Genomic DNA, 16,103 nt, shown 5'->3' on the forward strand with positions numbered 1-16,103 from the left:
AATTCAGCCTTCATATAATTTAGACTCCAATCTAGAATTTTTTAAAGTTCTTGGAGCAGCTCCAAAAACTCTAATTGAATTCACTAAAATTATCGGAGATTTATTGATGAATTGGAATCCACTGTTTTATCTGACGCTTACCTTACTTTTTTCATTCGTCGTCTCCGATAGCATAAAATGTTTTTGTAAACGTTAGAAGTTCCATTTGCATAGAAAAAGGAAGTCAATCCTTGTAGAAATAATTGTGACCAAACAAATTCGAAAGGAGACTTCCCATGTCTAATTTTAAAACAGAACTCTACAAAGCTTTAGCCTCAGGTTCATCAATTGATGGAATTGTTCGTTCAGAAATTGAATCCTGTGTCAATTTCCTTCTGAAAACAGAACTAACCAGCTTCCTTGATTATGAGCCTTACGACACGGCTGGATACAATACGGGCAATTCCAGAAATGGCTACTATGCTCGTACGATCATGACTCGCTATGGCGATATTGAGGTTCAGGTACCAAGAGATCGTAACGGTGAATTCAAGCAGCAGACCATCCGGCCTTATAAACGAAATACAGATAATCTGGAAACGACGATCCTACCGCTTTATTCTAAAGGAATCACCACTTCGGAAATCAGTGATCTGATCGAGAAAATGTATGGGCATGCCTATACACCGGCAACGATTTCAAATATGACGAAAGCCGTAGAGGATCATGTGAAAGAAATCCATGAAAGAGCCTTGAATAAACGTTATGCCGTCATCTATATGGATGCTATCTATCTTAATGTACGTCGTGATTCCGTTTCAAAAGAGGCACTGCATATCCTGGTTGGTATCACTCCGGAAGGCTATAAAGAAGTCCTTGATTACCGACTGTACCCGACCGAATGTGCCGAAAACTATAAGGAAATGCTCCAGGACATATATCAGCGAGGTTGCCATGAAGTCCTTCTCTTCGTCAGTAACGGGAGGCAGGGCCTTCGTGATCGATATCTTGAGATATTTCCACATGCCCAGCATCAATCGTGCTGGGTACATATCCAACGCAATGTTCTTCGACTGGTACGCAACAAGGATAAGCAGGAAGTAGCGGATGCCCTTAAAGCGGTATATCAATGTAAAACATTAAAGGAAGCCAATAAAGCATTGGATGATTTTATTGAGACATACAAAGATAAATATCCAAAGATACAGGATCGATTTGAGAACCGGGACAGTCTATTCAGTTGGCTTTCATTTCCAAAAGACATCCAATGCAGCCTTTATACTTCGAACCTTATCGAAGGCTTGAACAAGCAATTGAAACGGAAGATCAAACAGAAAGAACAGTTTCCCAATGAAGAATCACTGGAACGTTTTGTATGCACCCGATTCATGGAATATAACCAACAATTTTCCAATCGTGTACATCGTGGATTCAATAAAGTTCAAAAGGAACTGGTGGATATGTTCGATCAACAATACAAATAACAGCATGCATTATTCTGCAGGGAGGACTGTTTACACAAAATTATTTGAACTATCTAACTTTCTAATCGTTTTTTATTATTTTTATATGACATTAAATCCTCGATAATACTCGATAATAATAGGATGAAAAAAATAATAATGTGTCCGAAACAGTTTATACTGCCGTAGGTCTAACGCAAAAAAAAATTTAATATATCTACCTTGTAACCTTTTTTTCTAAAAACTATTGCAATGCTGTAGCTTGAAGCGCTGAGCCATAATTAAAAGCATTGTGAAATGTAATGATTCCAACTTTTTTCATTCTAAAACACCTTTTTAGCATCTAAATAAGATAAAACTCGTTTAACAACAACTGAATCTTTTTTTAAGTCAAATTTCCTGGCAAACATGAAATTGCCATTCATAAACTTATCATAATCCTCATTAATCAATAACTTTGGACTTGCCTGTAATCCCTCAAACACGATATATCGTCCATTATATTTCATAATGTTCTTTTTGAACTTAGAATTCATCAACAGTATCTGAAAAAAATGTTCATCCGGACAAGCTGTATATTTAAATTTCGTAACATAATCTGTATTTTCAATAGTATCCAGTATGTATTTCATACAATCATTAGTAATACTAAACCATTGTGATCCTTTATATAGATCATAGTTTTTAAAGTTGCTTCTATGAATAATTGGTCTTTGGATTAGACGAAGAGAATTATCTAAGATTCGATAACGAATTGTGCGATTTTTTGGATTTTCTCTAAATAAAGAATAGGTCATTAATCGCCATTTATATGAACCGATATTTTCAACTTCCACATATTGCTTATCTAAGCCATTTTTTATTAGATATTGATTCAATTGATTTGGTTTCATTAATAATAAATCTTGCCCACTAATGAAATGAATATAATCATATCGATTATGCGTAGAATTGACGAGTTTTAATAATTCTATAGTTGCTCTAACTTGACTAAATCCAGACCAATTTACACTTATACGATTTGAAACAAAATAAATATTATTACTTTGCGAATAGAAAGATTTTAATTCGTTATATAATAGATCATTCTTTTTGTCTATATGAATAAAAACATCACCAAATTGTAAAGAACGAATTAATAATTTTAATTGTTCTTCATCTTTATGTGCGCTAATAATAAAAGCATGTTTTAACATTATATTCTGCTCCTTATTTTTCATAATAAAAAGTATCTTTATATTTTGTTTATTTTTGATTTGATCATCTTCATTCCATTCAATGCAACTTCATTTTGTCCTATTAGTAATATCATTCCATATACAATAACCGACCCAAATACAGAAATAATGATCCTTAAGAATAATGATACTATAAACATTTGACATAATTGACATATTATCGCAATAGCAATACAACCAATGATAAGTGGTATCATTTTCATACTGCTAAAAGTATCTATATAAGCTCCGGAACCTCTTCTACAAATAAACATGACAATGATTTCTGCTAAAACTGTTGTTATTGCCGCACCATTTAATCCCCATAAAGGAATAAAGACTAAATTTAAAGATATATTTACGATACCCGAAATAATTGTAGCATAGAAATAACTCTTTTCATTTCGATTTGGCACGAGTACAGCTTGGGAATAAAAACATCCAATAACAGTAAAAAATAAAGCTATACAAAGAATACGAAGTGAGTTACTTCCATATGCAAAAGAAGGTGGAGCTAATACTGCCAAAATATCTTTACTTAAGAAGAATAGACCAATAATGCTTGGAATAGCAAACACATACAAAACATTCCGCAATCCAGATAAAAGAGACATATAATTTTTTCGATCATTATTCCCTAAATAAATAGAAATACGTGGAATTGCTACAACAATTACTGCATTTAATAACGATTTAATGACGGTATACACATTTGATGCTATAGAATACACACCAACTTCGCTATTTGATCTAAAAAAGCCAAGAATGATGATATCCGATTTTACATATATCATTGCAGCAATTGAAACACAAAATAAATAAATAATTGGCTTTAAATGTGTTTTAAGATTTAAATGAAATGTAAAACGATATGGCAAATATTTTCGAGTAAAATAGATATTTAATATGTAATTCATGGAATAGGATATCATCATAATACATGTATATAAAATTAAATCATTTTTTGATTTAACAAGTGTCAATATTAAAATCATTGATATTGTTTGAATGACGATATATCGTAATGTTAAATAAAAAAAATTTTCAAAAACATTATTCAGCCAATCACGTCCCAATGTTCCTGCAATTATCTCAATGCTTAAAATATAAATCAAAATTGCTTCTTTATTTATTATAGGGACAAATTTTACTATTAAATATAATGTCAATAAAGAAATAATGGTCATCACGACATTTATGGAAAAAAACTCCGTTGTCAGTTTTTCCATTTTTTCTTTATCCTCTCGAACACGAGCTACTTCACGAATTGCATAAGTTGGTACTCCAAGACTGGCTATGGTAATAAAATATTGTATTACAGAATCTGAAAAACTATATCTTCCTAAATTATCACTGCCTAATACACGTGTAATATAAGAATAGGTTACCAGAGGAAAAACAATGACGCATCCCTGTTTTACAACGTTTAATATAGCATTTACTTGAATAGATTGCTTTTTTTTCACAGGATTTCCTCCCTATTGTGATCAGTAGAATTTACTTGGATACTTTAACACTTATAAGAATATTATTCAATAAAGGGCCATTCGAAGATGACCCTTGTTTACTGTTTACCATAAATTACCTTTATTCGTTACTAGGCTATTTTAAGCAACATTTATTCTTAGAGATGTTTATTGTTCTAGTTCTTTTAAATATCGCGCCAAGGCATCATGCCAATCAGGTAAACGTGTAAATCCGTGTTTGTCCAATTCGGTTTGATTCATACGACTATTCTTTGGACGTTTGGCTTTGGCTGGGAATGCACTACTATCCACTGGAGTTACTGGTACATCCATGCCGGCTTGTTTAAAGATTTCTTTGGCAAAATCATACCAACTAATAAAATCACCGGAATTGGTTGCATGATAGGTTCCATATTCTTTCGTTTGAATCATATCTACAACTAAACGAGCTAAATCGTAAGTATAGGTAACCATACCAATTTGATCATTGACAACACTGACGGCACCACGCTCTTTCCCTAAACGCAACATCGTTTTGATAAAATTATTTCCATTCTTCCCAAATACCCAAGAAATACGAATGATAAAATGTTTTGGATAACTTTCAACAGCTAATTCCCCTTCATATTTGGTTTGTCCATACACATTCAATGGTTCACGGTGTCCATATTCCATCCAAGGATTGGTTCCTTCACCATTGAATACATAATCCGTTGAAAAGTACATCACAGGAATATCGTGTTTTTTACATGCTTCCACAATATTCTTTGTACCATTCGCATTCACTTTACGAACCACATCGGGCATATCTTCCGCTTTATCAACGGCTGTCCATGCTGCACAATGCACAACGGCATCTGGATGCACTTCATCCATGACTTTTTGAACAGCTTGTGCATCTGTAATATCTAAAGATACATACGGTGCACGACAAACACTGGTTCCATCTTGAATGCCTGCATACGTTTCTGCAAGATCCGTACCATATCCTTCTAAATTGCGTGATGCCAATTCATTTATGACATCATGGCCTAATTGACCAGCTACACCTGTTACTAATACTTTCATTATTCTTCTGCTCTTCCTTTATCCACATACATTTTTTGGAAATAGTTTTGATACTCACCACTAATGATGTTTTCCCACCATTCTTTATTATCCAAATACCATTGAATGGTTTGTGGGATACCGGTATCAAATGTATATTTTGGTTTCCATCCCAATTCAGTTTCTAATTTGGTTGGATCCATGGCATATCGAAGATCATGACCTTTCCGATCTGCAACAAATGTAATTAAGCTTTCTGGCTTATTCAATGCATGCAATACCGTTTTCACAACTTGTAGGTTTGTACGCTCATTGTGTCCTCCCACATTGTATACTTCACCATCTCTTCCCTTACGAATGATCAAATCAATGGCCGTGCAATGATCATATACATGCAACCAATCACGCACATTTTCTCCCGTTCCATATACAGGAATGGTTTCATCATTCAAAGCACGTGAAATGATCAATGGAATCAATTTTTCTGGGAAATGATAAGGTCCATAGTTATTCGAGCAACGACTAATTGTAACTGGTAAACCATATGTGCGATGATAAGCCAATACAAACAAGTCTGCACTTGCTTTTGCCGAAGAATATGGACTGGAAGTATGAATTGGCGTTTCTTCCGTAAAGAATAAATCCGGACGATCCAAAGGTAAATCACCATAAACTTCATCCGTAGATACTTGATGATATCGTTTGATACCATATTTTACACAAGCATCCAACAATGTAGTAGTTCCCATCACATTGGTCTTTACAAAGATTTCAGGATCTTCAATACTACGATCGACATGAGATTCAGCCGCAAAGTTCACAACTACATCAAAATGCTCTTTTTCAAACAATTGAAAAATAAAATCACGATCCGCAATATCACCTTTCACAAATTTATAATTTGGTTTATCCTCAATAGGTTTACAAGTTTCTAAGTTACCTGCATATGTTAATTTATCTAGATTCACAAATTCATCGTCTGGATATGTATTGACCATATAATGCATAAAATTACCGCCAATAAATCCAGCTCCACCAGTTACTAAAAATTTCATGTGTTTTCCTCCTACTTATTATAAACAAATTGATTATTCGATTCTTCTAGGGTTGGCCCTACCTGATCTTTCTCACTTAATACCGGTTCAATACCATTTAATAAAGATCCCCAGTCAACAGCACAGGTTGGATCATCATAGCGCATGCCACCCTCACTTGCTTTGTTATAGACATTGTCCACTTTATACATGAATTTAACATCATCTGTTAGCGTCAAGAATCCATGTGCAAATCCTTGTGGAATAAAGAATTGACGATGATTATCTTCACTCAGCTCAACACTGACCCATTGTGCAAATGTAGGACTTCCCTTACGAATATCTACGGCAACATCAATTACCTTTCCTTTTATACAACTTACTAACTTGGATTGTGCATAAGGCGGATTTTGCCAATGCAAACCACGAAGCGTTCCCTTCTTGGCACTAAAAGACATATTATCTTGGACAAATGTTACATCTACGCCTATTTTCTCGTATTTTGGTTTTTCATAAGTTTCCGTAAACCATCCACGATGATCTCCAAACACATCGGTATCAATGATCAATACACCGGGAATTTTTGTTTCTGTTACTTTCATTATTCAGCCCACTCCTGTTCTACATATTCTTGATTCATGATTTTCTTCAAATACGCACCATATTGATTCTTTTTATAGATTTCATAGATTTCTTCTAATTGTTTTCGATCGATCCAACCATTTTTGAAAGCAATCTCTTCTAAACAAGCAATCTTACGATGTTGATGATCTTCAATGGTCTTCACAAAATTGGTTGCATCCACTAGAGATTCATGGGTACCCGTATCCAACCAAGTAAAGCCATCCCCTAATAAGGTGACATTTAATTCATTATTTTCTAAATAAATACGATTTAGATCCGTGATTTCTAATTCCCCACGTGCACTTGGCTTCAAATTCTTCGCATAGTCAACCACTTTATTGTCATAGAAATAAAGTCCAGTAACTGCATAATTTGATTTTGGATGAGCCGGCTTTTCTTCCAAAGAAACGGCCTTTCCATCTTTATCAAATTCAACAACACCAAAACGTTCAGGATCTTCTACATAATAGCCAAACACCGTTGCACCCACTTCTTTTTTAGCCGCAGCACGCAACCGTTTTGTCAAACCATGACCATGGAAAATATTATCGCCTAGAATCATAGCGACACTGTCATCCCCAATAAATTCTTCGCCTAAAATAAAAGCTTGGGCCAATCCATCCGGAGAAGGCTGTACTTTATAGGATAATTCCACACCAAAATCATGGCCATCCCCTAATAATTCTTGAAAACGAGGGGTATCATCTGGTGTTGAAATAATTAAGATTTCACGAATCCCAGCATTCATTAAAATGCTCATTGGATAATAAATCATTGGTTTATCATAAATCGGTAATAATTGTTTACTTGTCACTTTCGTCAATGGATACAGTCTTGTTCCACTTCCACCCGCTAGAATAATGCCTTTCATAAAAGAAGACCTCCTTAACGACATAATAATAAACCCTTACGTAACGTAAGGGTCAAGTATTATTTCTTACAAATAAAGACACCCGCTTCCTTTGTGATATGAAGAGGCAATTGTTTTTGAATAAATTCTTTAAATTCTATAAGTCTTGGTCCAATGATCTCACTTTGATTGCCATGACAACTCATTATATAATCCACCAAAGGTTGCGCCTCATCCACGATCAATTCATCTGGGTAATAGGAAACTTCAACCGATGAAAAATAAGGATTCAGTATTTCTTTGCCATTTTCCAATCCAAATACATCATATAAATTCGTTTGAGATAATGTGACTTTAGAATCAAAAGCTTGTACTAAAGCTGTGATTTCTTTCATATGGTTTGATCCATATGTACTGCAATACAATACACCATCTGGTTTTAATACCCGACAAATTTCCGCAATTCCCTGATGTAAATTTTGTAAATAAAACAAAACATGATTCGCAATGACGCAATCAAAATAGGCATCCTTAAATGGAATCTTTTCGCAATCCGCTACAATACAATTAAATGCAGAACCATATTTTTTGCGAACCTCCGATACCATTCCTTCGGAACTATCCGATAAAAAGAATTCCCGATTGCGTAAATTTAATGTATTGTTTTTCCACAGTTCACCCGATCCACAACCAATTTCAAGCAATCGATTGACTCCTTGAAAATCGATTTGGGAATACAACCAAGGAAACCATCCCATTGGATTCTGTGAATATTTCTCATGTAGTGCAATTCGTACATCCAAATTCTTTGATGTCATATATTGATTGATGATGGATGAATTATCCTGACTCATTTGTACCAACGAAATCAAGTTCGACCAATCAAAGGAATCATTCTCCAAAGAAGAAGATGCAATCTCTAAAGCTTCTTTTAAATTCTCTAGATTTTTAATTTTGGCCTGTACTAAACTGGACTGTAACGATAACGATTCTTTTAATGTCTCTTCCGAAGACATCATGGAAAAAATATCTTCAATTGAAAAATCTAAATTTCGTAACGTAATGATCTTTTGTAGACGAATAAAATCTTTCTCACTATATTGACGATAACCATTCTTTAAAATACAAGAAGGCTTCAATAAACCAATCTTGTCATAATAACGAATTGTTCGTTGACTGACATTAGCGAGTTTCGCAAACTGACCGGTTGTATAGTAGTTCATATTTAGCTATTCATTGATAATAACGCAAATCTTCGTATACGATCTAAGAAAGGACGAGAATGAAACAACAATTGAAAACCATGCCCCATAAAAGGAATGAACTGCTTCGTGCGCATTTCTTTTAGCATTTGATTGAATAAAACATTCGATTCCGAATATTTATTAGCTACATTTACATCATTATGCGATTGCACATACTCCATCGCATCCGCAATGTTTGCAACCTTTCCCTGTTTATACGCATCTGTAATAAAACACAAATACAAATATTGTTCATACAGGTTTGATCGTGAAACACTATTTGAAGACATACGATATTTTAAAATCGGTTCATTAATATTTGATATTTTATATCCCTTTAATACAGCACGTAACACAAAATCCGTGTCTTCACAAAGTGGAATCAAACGATAACCATGTAAGTCATCAAACATATTTTTCTTGCCAAACCAAGTAGGATGTGCAACCACCTGTCCATATCGCAAACATTTCTGGATTTTATCTGGATCAGAAGGAACTTTATTGATTTTATATAATACATTTCCATTATCATCAATCACTTCTGTCAAACCGCCAATCAAATCAACACGATTAGATTTTAGATAGTTTATTTGTTTCTCAAACCGATCTGATAACGAAATATCATCTGCGTCCATTCGTGCAATATACTCACCTTTTGCCAGTTTTAATCCCCGATTTAAAGAACTGGCCAATCCTATATTTTTTTCGTTTGGATAAAATCGGATGCGAGGATCCTTAGCTACATATTCATGAATCACGCTTCGATGCATTTCATTTTCTGGATTGTCTAATATAATAATATATTCAAAATCTTGATAGGTTTGATTCAAGATAGATTCAATGGATTGCCTTAATTGCGATTCATTCTCTTTGTATGTTGACATGATAACTGAAATCATTCTTGATACCTCAATTCAAATTGATAAAAAATTTAGAAGGTCGTCTCCTAGAAAATAATAGAAATGAAACATGAAAAACCAGAATACCAATGATAATGTACAATACAAAAACCATTTTTCTACTTTTTTTCTTGTTCATCCAAAAATTCTTTGATACTTAGTTTCTGAATCAATTCTTTATTCTTATCTTGTACTTTGGATAATTCACTAGCTTGTGAGAATGTGATGATATATAGAAAGAAAATAAACAAAGAAAAGATAAAGTTACTTGCACTCATGAATCCCAATTGATTGGATGCCCATAAAGCAAGACCTGGGAATAAGCTAAGAATCAATAATAAAATGGACCATAATATCCATACAATGGATTGATTAATATTTAATCCTTGTTTGCGAATCTTACGAATCACAAAGATAAATGTAAAGATACTGGCACCGATAAACACAAACTGTAAACGCAATGACATACTTACCTCTTTCGGAATGGTTGGATAAAGAAAATTGAAACTAACATACGACTCATATATTTGATTGTATTGCTTAGATTTAAATACGATTCACCAAACTCTCGCTCACTCATTTGGACTTGGACTTCTTTGACTTTGTACTGTTTCTTCAACATATAAACAAGCGTATCTGGTTCTGGTGGATTGTTCATATCCAATGCGTATTCTTTGATACATGTTTTATCGTAAGCACGAAATCCACTTGTTGGATCCTTGATCGTCTTACCCGTTGTTAACTTAATAGCACCGGCAATCAGTCTGGATCCAGCCATACGCGCGGTCCAAGGTTTCTTTTCTGTCACAAATCTGGAACCAATCACGATTTGATTGCCTTTTTCAATTTCATCTACAAGATCTTGTATATACTTTGCCGAATGTTGGCCATCCCCATCAAATTGAATGGCTACATCATAATTTTGTTTCATGGCCAATTTAAATCCAGTTTGTACAGCACCAAACAATCCCAAATTACAAAATCCATCAATGGTATGAAAATGATTCTTACGGCATACTTCCAATGTATTGTCTTTAGATCCATCATTCACAACCACATAATCAACTTGCGGTGCATTTTCAATGATATCCTGGACTGTCTTTTCAATATTTAATGCCTCATTATAGGCAGGTATGATTACCAATGTTCTTAAATCACTCATGCTTTCCCTCAAACATGTTCATTATATAGATTTCAACACTATATTTCAAATGAATAAGTCAAGTCTAAGAACAATATTTAGACTTGACTTATTCATTTCTATATAAATTGTTTTAAATGTTGATAATACTTTTGAATTCCAACATCTAAACCCGTTATTTGTTTTTGATAAATCTTCATAATTCGAGTATTATCTAAAATCACTTTTGGAACGTCTACAGCACGAGATGCTTCATAAGTAACCTTTGGTTCTAAACCAAGATTGTCGATTTCTTTAATAATGTCATTAATTGATACACCATGATTACTAGATAAATTAAATACTTCCTCATCTCCGTCATAGTACATTAGAGAGTATAACATTTCACAAACATCATCAATATAAATATAGTCACGGATTACTGATCCATCGCCCCAAACTTCTATTGTTTCATGTTTCATTGATTTTTTTAGCGCTGCATCTATAAAACCAACTCCCTTATGAAAATCTTGTCCAGGGCCATAAGGGTTTGAGATGCGAGCAATTAACATATTTGAATGGATTTGTGTATTAAAAGTTTTCAAAACACTTTCAATACACAATTTGACTGTTCCATAATGATTGATTGGTTGTGGTAAAGCTGTTTCTTTTATTGGTTGCTCTTTTTGAAGGCCATATACGGTTCCACCTGAAGACAAAAAAATCACTTTAATTTGTTTCTGTAAACACATATCAAATAATTTCACACTTTGTACAAAATCTCGTGAATATCCTTGTAAAAATCTTTTATTAGAATTACCTGGATTCACTGTACTCAGTGAATGATATACAACATCAATATCTATTAATGATTCTTCTAAACATTCATCATCAAAAAAATCACCTTCGATGTAACGTACTCCAGCAATAGGACGAGTAGGTTTCTGAATATCAAATGAAGAAACATCTTCACCATGGGATAATAATGTTTGTACAAGGTTTGTGCCAATAAAACCATTACCTCCGATCACTAATACTTTTTTCATCTTCTTTAATTCCTTTCAAAATACTTTGTTTTACTTTTTCTCCTTCAACATCCCATGAAGTTGATTGTGCAAATTCAATACCCTTTTTACGAATCTTTTTCATCAAATTTTCAAATTTAATATAATTTTACAGTGTATAAGAAATATCAATTGGATCATAATCTACTAAAACACTATTTTCACTATTGGTTAGCCAGTCACTATTTGGCCCTTTTGAACATACAGCTATTGATCCAGAAGCCATGACCTCCAAAGGTAACAAAGAGACATTCGTATTCGAAATGATCAAACATAAATCACATGTTGAATATACATCAGATAATTGTGATATATCCAATATGCCTTTGTTATCGTATTCAAATGGAATGTCATAATTTGAACAGTCCCAACCTGCAAACACAACTTCTACTTCTGGCATTTTCTTCTTTAGAAGAGTCAAAGCCAATAACCCAAGTTCAAAATCTCTTCTAGGAGTAACTGGTCGAGCATAGAAAAAAACTCTTTTTTTATCATCAGTTTTTGGTCTTGGATGATATAAGTCTTTATCGTAAGAAAATCCAAAGCTATCTGCGACCATGTGATATTGATTGATACAAATATCTTTTAACCATTCTCCAGCTGTAAGGCCTCTAAAACCAAATTTGTATGTATTTTCTGCAAATTCATATTCTGAACCCTTTGCATAAAAATACGGTTCAAAATCTTGTACAAAGTAAAACTTAGAAACAACATTATCAAATCGACGAACAAAATACGCTGTTTCCCAGTTTGTAGCTACAATTCCATGCGCATAAGTCATTTTATCTGTCGTTGGATATAATTCAACGTTTGTATCTAATATTTTAAAATATGTACGAATAAAAGTCACCATATCTTCTTGTGATCTTGGAGTAGGTGATTTATAGATATAAACTCGGTTATGTATATCATGTCTTTCTAAATAGCTGATAAAACGGAATATATTAATATGTCCTCCAGAACCAATGCCAATTTCAGGGATCACCCAATTTAATGTTAATTTTTCATTTTTATTGGACTTGTAATCTTCGACATGAAATGGATATCGTTCTGTTTCTGTGATAAAACTCCAAAATTTTACCAATTCTATTTTATCTGGACCATTCTTCCATCGTCTATAGGAACCACGTATTCCTCTTTTTTTAATTGAATGAACTGCTTTTTTTATCATATTTCTCTCTCATTTCTACTGATTTCTTTGTCTCAATTGCTGAGATAATTTCATATCCAACTTTTTCTGTTCTTTTTCAGGTAAGTTGTAATACTTTCCTGCATAATAGGCTGAATAAAATTGATACCAATCTCTTCTTGTTGCATAATATGCCCAATATATTTTCTGTTTTTTTGATAATTTAGCATTTTTCACATAGGCTAAATCATTCTTTAACAGACGCAAGTATCCACGAATTAATTCTTTTTTCGTGTGAACCATCACATAGTGATGAAGACGATATAGTCCTTTATATTCATCAAAATACCGTTCTTTATACGTTTTCAATGGATAATTATGTGAATGATATACTGCAGCATTCTCACAATATAACTTTTTATATCCCAATTCAATCATTTTTCGTGCCCAAATTTGGTCTTCTGCAAAATCCACATCATCATATGGATATTTTTCCCAAATATCTCTTCGCATACATGAATTATTATCAGAATAAAAGGCTAGCATATGACGATACCCTTCATCATTTTTATATCTTTCCTTGTCTTCCAAATAATAAACTGTATTTTTTTCGCCAAATCCTTTGAAATGGTAATATAAATTACGTTTATCAAACAAATTGCATTCTGGATATGGATAATGCTTACCAAATCCACCAACAATCTCTGGATTGCTTTTCATTCCATTAATAAAATTTTCAATCCAAAATTCATCATAGGGTTTCGCATCTTGAGTAATAAAAATAATATAATCTCCGGTCCCAAGACTTGCGCCTAGATTCCGTGTTTTTCCGTGGCCAAACTCCTCTTTTGGAATTTGTTTTAGAATACAATGATGTTTCTTAATGATATCAATTGTATTATCAGAAGATCCTGAATCCACACAAATTACCTCATAAGTATATTGTGTTTTTTGACAGTCGATCATTGTTAAAACTTCATCAAATCGATTACCACCATTTTTGGTAGGTATAACGATACTTACATCATAATGATCTTCCAATAATTGTTTATTTCTAGGATAATATGTAAGTCCTTGGGATTGCATTTCTAATTCCATAATTTTTTCCATTTGATTGACTATTGTTAAAAATTCCTCTTTATCTAAATTCTCTTGATAGATTATCTTCAAATCAATTGATAATATTCCAATTGTATCATTTGGAATATCAATTATTGGTTCCTCCCGAAAATAATAATTGGAATGATTAATAATATCAGCATTTGAATATAAATAATCTACAGAGTTGTTATTCATTAAAATATCATTAATATGTAATATTACCTTCCTATTAAAGGATAATCTAATTTTTCTCCTATTTTTAACTGGTATCTGTAAAACTATGTGATTTTCCTCACCAAGATAATGAACTGTTTTGAATTCTCCATTTTGAATACTAAGTTGAAAAGCAGAATTATCATCTATATAAAATTTCTGACTGTACCCTAACTCTTTGGCTGTATCCAATATTTTACAATTTGATACATACAATTGAAAATTTTGTTCCATTTTCAAATAAAGAGATTGCAATTCTTCAGAAATATTATTTATTTTATAAATATCTTCTCTTTTTCTCTCATCTATGTGAGAAATGGCTTCACTATGGAGCAAAGCTCTGTATACAACAAAAGATTTTGGAATGACTGTATCGATGATCCATTCATAATCAATTACGTAATATTTTTTATCATTATCAATGATATTATCAAAAATCAAATCAATATTTGTTCCTTGAACAGACGGTTCACTAATTAAAATTGAGTAATCATTATCACCAAATATTTCCACAAATTTTTCTGTTCTTATAAATTGACGTTCTTCGCTCACATTCAAAAATCTATTAATGATATCAATTTTTTCCTGGATATATTTTATATCATCATTAACTTCATCCGAAATTTTTTTTTCCAAACTCACACCTTTAACGAAATCAAAACCAATAGAATCTCCCATTAGATACGATTTACAATAGGATAAAGAACTATCAAAGTTATTTTTATTAAAATCTAAATAGTACTTATGCATCTTTTTTAAATGATTCATCGCCTCCAATGAATATGGATATTTAATTACATAGCGTCTAGACTTTGGAATGACCGTATAGATTTGATACTCTTTTTTTCTTTCAACTGCAAATTTAACATAGTCAATATCGTAATCATCTATTTCATTTAGAACAATAAAAAAAGAATCACAAAACCGCTCATATTCACCACACCGAATCATCTCTTTCAAAGCTGTGGATTCTTCGAATAATTGCAATCTTTCATATTCAAAACTTGAATCTCGCATTTTGATATCTTCTACATTAGGAGTTTGAGAAAAAATATATTCTGGAAATTGATAATTTGGATAAGGGAAAAAGAATTTATAAGGTAATCCAACTTCTTTACACAATGAATCCCATTCATCTTTAGTAAATAATTCATTTGATTCTAAAATATTAGAAAATAATCTTCCTTTCGATTCAAGCCTTGCACCAGAAAAATAGCGAAGTCCTAGCTTATTATCTGCCAAAACAATGATTTTTCCCTTTTTATTTAAATGCTGAATACACAATTCCAATATTTGCTTTTTATTTTGAATAATATCCAAATAACCCTCAATAAGTATATAATCAAATTTTGAATCACTTTTTGTTAAATACCTATTTACACTCTCATTAATGATTTTTACACCTGGACAAAATTTTTGTAATCCTTCTAAGTCTAAAAGATTATCTGATAAATAGAATACTTTTCCAAAGGTTGAGAGATATTTACTTAAAATACCATCTTCTCCATTAATATGTAAAAAAGTACTATTTTTATCAAAGGGATACCATTTTAAAATATTTTGTCTAAAAAATGACTTTTTCTTAAACTCATCTAAAGAATGATATTTTATATGATCAATTTTTTTCATAGAAAATTAGCTCCAAACACTAGT

15 protein-coding genes are annotated in these 16,103 nt (G+C 32.5%); 1 reads left to right on the forward strand and 14 read right to left on the reverse strand.

Translation table 11 applies throughout. From position 1 onward, the window contains the following. Window positions 1-275 precede the first annotated feature (275 nt). Window positions 276-1,463, forward strand: coding sequence for an IS256 family transposase (locus SOS22_RS04000; protein WP_320596384.1), 1,188 nt, complete (start codon window positions 276-278; stop codon window positions 1,461-1,463). Between the two features lie 302 nt (window positions 1,464-1,765). Here the strand turns inward: SOS22_RS04000 and SOS22_RS04005 are convergent, their stop codons facing one another. The 14 genes from SOS22_RS04005 to SOS22_RS04070 form a co-directional block, all read right to left on the reverse strand. Continuing rightward, window positions 1,766-2,638 carry a beta-1,6-N-acetylglucosaminyltransferase gene (locus SOS22_RS04005; protein ID WP_320596385.1) on the reverse strand — a complete coding sequence of 291 codons (873 nt, stop codon included), beginning with the start codon at window positions 2,636-2,638 and terminating at the stop codon, window positions 1,766-1,768. 38 nt (window positions 2,639-2,676) lie between these two features. Further along, the gene (locus tag SOS22_RS04010; RefSeq protein WP_320596386.1) at window positions 2,677-4,125 is read right to left on the reverse strand and encodes a flippase; all 1,449 of its coding nucleotides are present in this window, start codon (window positions 4,123-4,125) and stop codon (window positions 2,677-2,679) included. A 168-nt stretch (window positions 4,126-4,293) separates the two neighbouring features. Next, window positions 4,294-5,193, reverse strand: coding sequence for a dTDP-4-dehydrorhamnose reductase (rfbD, locus tag SOS22_RS04015; RefSeq protein ID WP_320596387.1), 900 nt, complete (start codon window positions 5,191-5,193; stop codon window positions 4,294-4,296). Then, complete coding sequence (gene rfbB, locus SOS22_RS04020; RefSeq protein ID WP_320596388.1) at window positions 5,193-6,227, reverse strand: dTDP-glucose 4,6-dehydratase; 1,035 nt, start codon at window positions 6,225-6,227, stop codon at window positions 5,193-5,195. The genes rfbD and rfbB overlap by 1 nt, the downstream gene beginning before the upstream one ends. A gap of 11 nt (window positions 6,228-6,238) precedes the next feature. After that, window positions 6,239-6,808 carry a dTDP-4-dehydrorhamnose 3,5-epimerase gene (rfbC, locus tag SOS22_RS04025; protein ID WP_320596389.1) on the reverse strand — a complete coding sequence of 190 codons (570 nt, stop codon included), beginning with the start codon at window positions 6,806-6,808 and terminating at the stop codon, window positions 6,239-6,241. After that, window positions 6,808-7,701, reverse strand: coding sequence for a glucose-1-phosphate thymidylyltransferase RfbA (rfbA, locus tag SOS22_RS04030; RefSeq protein WP_128519541.1), 894 nt, complete (start codon window positions 7,699-7,701; stop codon window positions 6,808-6,810). The genes rfbC and rfbA overlap by 1 nt, the downstream gene beginning before the upstream one ends. Window positions 7,702-7,760: 59 nt before the next feature. Next, the gene (locus SOS22_RS04035; RefSeq protein ID WP_320596390.1) at window positions 7,761-8,903 is read right to left on the reverse strand and encodes a MerR family transcriptional regulator; all 1,143 of its coding nucleotides are present in this window, start codon (window positions 8,901-8,903) and stop codon (window positions 7,761-7,763) included. A 2-nt stretch (window positions 8,904-8,905) separates the two neighbouring features. Beyond that, a complete protein-coding gene (locus SOS22_RS04040; RefSeq protein WP_320596391.1) occupies window positions 8,906-9,823 on the reverse strand; it encodes a glycosyltransferase in 918 nt (305 codons plus the stop codon). A 119-nt stretch (window positions 9,824-9,942) separates the two neighbouring features. After that, complete coding sequence (locus SOS22_RS04045; RefSeq protein WP_320596392.1) at window positions 9,943-10,290, reverse strand: DUF2304 domain-containing protein; 348 nt, start codon at window positions 10,288-10,290, stop codon at window positions 9,943-9,945. Between the two features lie 2 nt (window positions 10,291-10,292). Further along, entirely contained in the window at window positions 10,293-10,985 is a 693-nt protein-coding gene (locus tag SOS22_RS04050) for a glycosyltransferase family 2 protein (protein WP_320596393.1), read from the reverse strand. A 98-nt stretch (window positions 10,986-11,083) separates the two neighbouring features. Continuing rightward, the gene (locus tag SOS22_RS04055; RefSeq protein ID WP_320596394.1) at window positions 11,084-11,989 is read right to left on the reverse strand and encodes an NAD-dependent epimerase/dehydratase family protein; all 906 of its coding nucleotides are present in this window, start codon (window positions 11,987-11,989) and stop codon (window positions 11,084-11,086) included. Continuing rightward, window positions 11,961-12,092: a hypothetical protein gene (locus SOS22_RS04060; protein ID WP_320596395.1), complete on the reverse strand. Its 132-nt coding sequence runs from the start codon at window positions 12,090-12,092 to the stop codon at window positions 11,961-11,963. The genes SOS22_RS04055 and SOS22_RS04060 overlap by 29 nt, the downstream gene beginning before the upstream one ends. A gap of 24 nt (window positions 12,093-12,116) precedes the next feature. After that, window positions 12,117-13,178 (reverse strand): hypothetical protein, encoded by a 1,062-nt coding sequence (locus SOS22_RS04065; protein WP_320596396.1) that lies wholly within the window; start codon window positions 13,176-13,178, stop codon window positions 12,117-12,119. A gap of 15 nt (window positions 13,179-13,193) precedes the next feature. Further along, on the reverse strand, window positions 13,194-16,079 hold the full coding sequence (locus SOS22_RS04070) for a glycosyltransferase family A protein (protein WP_320596397.1): 2,886 nt from the start codon (window positions 16,077-16,079) through the stop codon (window positions 13,194-13,196). Between the last annotated feature and the right edge of the window lie 24 nt (window positions 16,080-16,103).

Source organism: Absicoccus sp. (assembly GCF_034090965.1).
GTDB classification, from domain to species: domain Bacteria; phylum Bacillota_I; class Bacilli_A; order Erysipelotrichales; family Erysipelotrichaceae; genus Absicoccus; species Absicoccus intestinalis.

Excerpts from the sequence above, each read along its gene's own strand:
- SOS22_RS04000 (WP_320596384.1), top strand. The coding sequence starts at position 276 with ATGTCTAATTTTAAAACAGAACTCTACAAAGCTTTAGCCTCAGGTTCA.
- SOS22_RS04005 (WP_320596385.1), bottom strand. The coding sequence starts at position 2,638 with ATGTTAAAACATGCTTTTATTATTAGCGCACATAAAGATGAAGAACAA.
- rfbD (WP_320596387.1), bottom strand. The coding sequence starts at position 5,193 with ATGAAAGTATTAGTAACAGGTGTAGCTGGTCAATTAGGCCATGATGTC.
- rfbB (WP_320596388.1), bottom strand. The coding sequence starts at position 6,227 with ATGAAATTTTTAGTAACTGGTGGAGCTGGATTTATTGGCGGTAATTTT.
- rfbC (WP_320596389.1), bottom strand. The coding sequence starts at position 6,808 with ATGAAAGTAACAGAAACAAAAATTCCCGGTGTATTGATCATTGATACC.
- rfbA (WP_128519541.1), bottom strand. The coding sequence starts at position 7,701 with ATGAAAGGCATTATTCTAGCGGGTGGAAGTGGAACAAGACTGTATCCA.
- SOS22_RS04035 (WP_320596390.1), bottom strand. The coding sequence starts at position 8,903 with ATGAACTACTATACAACCGGTCAGTTTGCGAAACTCGCTAATGTCAGT.
- SOS22_RS04040 (WP_320596391.1), bottom strand. The coding sequence starts at position 9,823 with ATGATTTCAGTTATCATGTCAACATACAAAGAGAATGAATCGCAATTA.
- SOS22_RS04045 (WP_320596392.1), bottom strand. The coding sequence starts at position 10,290 with ATGTCATTGCGTTTACAGTTTGTGTTTATCGGTGCCAGTATCTTTACA.
- SOS22_RS04050 (WP_320596393.1), bottom strand. The coding sequence starts at position 10,985 with ATGAGTGATTTAAGAACATTGGTAATCATACCTGCCTATAATGAGGCA.
- SOS22_RS04055 (WP_320596394.1), bottom strand. The coding sequence starts at position 11,989 with ATGAAAAAAGTATTAGTGATCGGAGGTAATGGTTTTATTGGCACAAAC.
- SOS22_RS04060 (WP_320596395.1), bottom strand. The coding sequence starts at position 12,092 with ATGAAAAAGATTCGTAAAAAGGGTATTGAATTTGCACAATCAACTTCA.
- SOS22_RS04065 (WP_320596396.1), bottom strand. The coding sequence starts at position 13,178 with ATGATAAAAAAAGCAGTTCATTCAATTAAAAAAAGAGGAATACGTGGT.
- SOS22_RS04070 (WP_320596397.1), bottom strand. The coding sequence starts at position 16,079 with ATGAAAAAAATTGATCATATAAAATATCATTCTTTAGATGAGTTTAAG.